2 protein-coding genes are annotated in these 4,553 nt (G+C 70.1%); one reads left to right on the forward strand and one right to left on the reverse strand.

The window, feature by feature from the left end; all coding sequences use genetic code 11:
- Positions 1-186: 186 nt before the first annotated feature.
- Positions 187-3,252, reverse strand: a complete 3,066-nt coding sequence (locus ACFQ36_RS20945) for a S8 family serine peptidase (protein WP_377017191.1) — start codon at positions 3,250-3,252, stop codon at positions 187-189.
- 247 nt (positions 3,253-3,499) lie between these two features.
- Here ACFQ36_RS20945 and ACFQ36_RS20950 point away from each other — a divergent pair, with 247 nt between their 5' ends.
- Complete coding sequence (locus tag ACFQ36_RS20950) at positions 3,500-4,450, forward strand: 3-methyladenine DNA glycosylase (RefSeq protein ID WP_377017193.1); 951 nt, start codon at positions 3,500-3,502, stop codon at positions 4,448-4,450.
- Positions 4,451-4,553: the final 103 nt, after the last annotated feature.

Genomic DNA, 4,553 nt, shown 5'->3' on the forward strand with positions numbered 1-4,553 from the left:
AGGCGCTGGCGGTGCCGGGCGCCATGCTGGAGCGGCTGGGCCTGGACCGCGCGGGCCTGCGGGCCCTCAACGCCTCCATGCAACAGCTGATCGGCGCCGCCCAGCGGGCAGTCGCCGGCGACTAGCAGAGCGGGGCGCGAGGGACCCGCCGTGGCGGCGAAGCCGACACTGCGGGAGCGCCCCATCTCAGGGGATATTGACCGTCAGGGCAGTGCCCGCGCTGTCACCGAATTGGACCACGCCGGTCCAGCTTCCGCTCTCCAGGCCGCTCCAGCGGGCGTGGACCTCGCCGGTCTCGCCGTTGGCCAGTTCCAGCGGGTCCGGATCCACCTGCAAATTGCCCGCGTCCCCGTCAACAGCCACGGCATGCAGCGTTGCGCCGGCCCGGCCGGCCGCCTCCTCGGTTCCGTACAGGTGGGCGACCACCTGATAGGTGCCCGCGGCAGGAGCAGGGATCAGCAGCTGCTCCTTGGAGCCGGCGTTGACCGATTGGAGTTGCTGGCCCGACGGCGTCATGACGTACAGATCCCAGTCCGCGCCCTCGCTCGCCGAGTCAATGGCCATCCTGGCCAGCGCGGTCCCCTCGGGGACCACCAGCTGCGCCACCAGGGCGCTGGCCGTGGTGATGTTTCCGGGATCCGCGGTGCGTTCGCCGGTCAGCGCGTCCGCCTTGGCCATGCCCGCCACGCTGAGGTCCACCGGGTCATTGGTGCCCGACTCCACCTCGATGGCCGCTTCCCCCTTGCCCGCGGCGGACTCCACGGACACGCTCTCCGGGGCCCGCACGAGCATTGGGCGGACCGCCACCGGCGAAGTGACGGTGTTGCCGGCACCGGACCAGGTCAGCTCCCCCATGGCGAATTTGCCGAACGCGGCACCGGCATTCCTGAACGTGACGGTGTAGGTCGCCTTGTCGCCCTTGCCCAGCCTCAGCACTGACGGCTCCACCTTGACCCCGATCCCGGGGACCTTCGCGGAGACGGTGTAGCGCCCGCCCTCAAGCGCGGTGACGGTCCGTTTGACGGTCACCTCGCCGACCAGCGATCCCAGGGCAAACGAGGGGACATTCGCGTTCCGCGGTTCAATGTTGCCCTTCGGGTCCAGGCCCAGGTTGATCCCGGCTCCCTGCAGGAAGCCGCCCCACTCCCTGGCGCCGGCATCGTACACCAGCCCGGGGCTGGCCATCCGCCGCGGGTTCACCTCGCCGGCGCCGGTGGCGAACTTGTCATGGTTGACCGAGCCGTCCTCGGTCACCACGTCCGCGGCCGTGGTCATCAGCGCGGATTTGACCATCGCCGCCGACCAGTCCGGGTTCCTGGCCAGGAGCAGGGCGCCCAGGCCCGATACCTGGGGTGCCGCCATGGAGGTGCCGGAGAGGAAGCCGAACCGCTGCCCGCCGTTGAGCGGGGACACCCCGGCCAGCACGCCCACGCCCGGGGCCGCCAGGTCCGGCTTGAGCAGGTCCGACCCCACCGCGTTGGACGGACCCCGTCCGGAGAAGGCGGCCATCTGGGGGATGGGGCTCTCCGGTAAGCCGGTGGTGTCATGGTCCACCAGCGCGGCGGTCAGCTTCGGATCGGCCGCGACCTTGTCCACGATGCCCGGGTCGTTGATGTGCACCGTGGGCACCGCGTGCAGGTCCAGGTCCAGCGTGTTCGGCGTCATATTCACCAGCACCATGCCCACACCGCCGGCTTTCTTCACGGTCACCGACTTCTCCGCGCGGGGGTTCACGCCGCGTTCGCAGACCACTATCCTGCCCTTGACCTTGGCCGCGTCCAGGCGGATGCAGAGCCGGGCATCGGCGGCCTCGTCCGTGGCCGGGTTGCCGTCGTCGGCCACCGGCGCGTCGCGCCCGAGCAGGATGCGGGTCATCGGGACGTTCTTGTTCATGATGGAGGCGCCGCGGTACTTGGTGCCGTCGGAAAGTTCCACGGTGCCCTGCAGCTCGTTGGAGAACGTGCTGGCGCCCACCGTGGTGATCCACGGGGCGCTGTGGTTGACCGTGGCCTCGCCGGGGCCCGAGTTGCCGGCCGAGGCGGACACGAAGACGCCTGACAGCGAGGCCCAGAGGAAGGCCATCGAGACCGGGTCGCTGACGGAGGTGTTGTTTCCGGAAATGGAATAGTTCAGTACGTCCACCCCGTCCCGGTAGGCCTGGTCGATGGCGGCGACGGCGGCGGAGCTGTAGCAGCCGCTGGCGGCGGGATTGGCGGCGGTCCAGCAGATCTTGTAGACGGCGATCTTGGCCGCCGGGGCCACCCCGGAGCCGGTGCCGAAATCGCGGCCGGCCACCGAGGTCCTCACCCCGAAGTTGCCCGCCGCGGTGCTGGCCGTATGCGTGCCGTGGCCCTGGGCATCCAGCGGGGAAATCGTCTCGTTCTCGCCCTTGCCGCCGGTGCGCGGGTCCCGGAGGAATTCCTCGGCATAGTAACGGGCGCCGAGCACCTTGCTGTTGCACTCGGTGCCCCTGAAGCCGGAGCCGGCTTCGCCGGCCTGGCACTCCCCCTTGAAGGTGGTGCCGTCCGCCTTCAGCATGGTGATCTTGCCGTCCGCGGCCAGGTAGGGCTCGCCCACCTTGGGCTGCTGCTTGCCCTTGAGCGGCTTGACCTCCTCGCCGGCGAAGAACGGGTTGTCCGGCGTGTAGCCGGTGTCCAGGACGCCGACCACCGTGCCGGCACCGGCGTTCCGGGCCGATCCGAACTGCTGCTCCCAGACCCCTCCGGCCCCGGGCAGCTGCAGGTACTCCGTGCTCGAGTAGTCCGGCTGGAATTTCTCGTCCCTGGCCACCACCGCGACGCCCGCCGACTTGGCCAGGGCGGCCGCCTGCAGCCCGGTGAGGTCCGCCACGAAGCCGTTCACGGCCGTGGTAAAGCTGGCGCGGATGGTCACGCCCTCGGACGCGGCCACCCGCTCCTGCTCCCGTTCGAGGTACTGCCGGTACTTGCGGGCCTGGGGGCTCTCGGCGTCCAACCGCTGGCCCTCGGCGGGCTTGGTGGCCGGCAAGCCGGCCACCCCGCCGCCGTATGCGGCCAGCGGGGCCGCGGCCATCATGACAATGTAGCGGCCGTCCTCGTGCAACCCGGGCATCTTCCGGATGTCTGCCGGGACGGCCGTTTTGGAGGGCTCATCGTCCTCCGTGGGAGCGGCATTGGCCGCCCCGGACGAGATCATCAGTGAGACTCCGAGGACCAGTGCCGCGGCGGCGCGCACCCGCTGCCTGCGCACAAAGCCTATGCCTTGCGTTGTCATGAGAAGGAGGCGCCTTTCATCTTTGTCAGACCCAGACCAACTCGGCCTCATCCCGCAGACCTAGTCTGAGCCAAAAATACTCCATCCGGGAACCTCACAGAAGATATTCAGGCAGGTCAGGGCGGAAACGAGCGGACGGCTGAGCAGATCTGCTAATCCTCGCGCGGCATGCAACCATTGACCATCGGGACGGTGCATAATACGCATTTCCGTACAGCAAAACGCGCCGCCCTGCGATAATGGGGGCATGCGCCAGTCCCCGTCCGTCCACCCGGATATCCTGCCCGAGCGCCGGTGGCAGGCCCGCGCCGAGGCGCACCGGCAGCGGGCCGAGCGCTTCACCGGGCCGTATCTGCAGCGGCGCTCGGCCGGGCGCAGGCACCCGGTCGAGGACTTCCTGTTCACCTACTACAACCACAAGCCCGGCCAGCTGCTGCGTTGGCACCCGGGCCCCGGCGTCGTGCTCGCCGGCCCCGCGGCGCGGCTGCGGACCGGCTGGAAGTACTACCGCGCCCTGACGGACGGGGAACTGCGGGCCGCCGGACTGGCCGCCGACGCGGCGGCCACCTTCGATGCCGCGCGTTTCCTGGCCGACCGGGCCGCCACGGTCGACTTCGTGCGGATCATCCTGGCCGGCACCGCCGCCCGGCCGGCGCGGTTTTCCTGCTTCGGGCTGCACGAATGGGCGATGGCCTACAAGTCCGAGGACAACGGGGTCCGCCACGAGTACCTGGAGCTGCGGCTGGGCGCCGAGGGAACGGATGCGGTGGTGGAGTCCAGCCGGATCGGCTGCTCGCACTTCGATGCGTTCCGCTTCTATGCCCCGCAGGCGGTGCCGCTGAACACCCTGCAGCCCACGCGGGAGAACCAGCGCCTGCTGGAACAGCCCGGCTGCCTGCATGCCAACATGGACCTGTACAAGTGGGCCTACAAGCTCACCCCGGCCTTGCCGGGCGAACTGGTGCTGGACTGCTTCGTGCTGGCGTGGCGGATCCGGGCGATGGACATGCAGGCCTCGCCCTACGACCTGTCCGGCTTCGGCTACGAGCCGATCGAAATCGAGACGGCCGCGGGCCGGGCGCGCTACGTTGCGGCCCAGCGGGCCTTCGCCGCCGAGGCCCAGGTGCTGCGCGCCCGGCTGCTCGAGTCGGTGGATGCGGTGCTGGCGGCGGCCGTGGACAATCGAACGGATGGATGACCATGACGCACAGGCAGCGCTGGCAACGGGTGTCCCTGAGGGCTGCCGCCGCAGCGGCCGGGCTGGCCCTGCTGCTGGCCGGCTGCGGTCAGCCGGGCGGGCC

This window comes from Arthrobacter sp. GCM10027362 (genome assembly GCF_042679445.1).
In the GTDB taxonomy this organism is placed as follows: Bacteria; Actinomycetota; Actinomycetes; order Actinomycetales; family Micrococcaceae; genus Crystallibacter.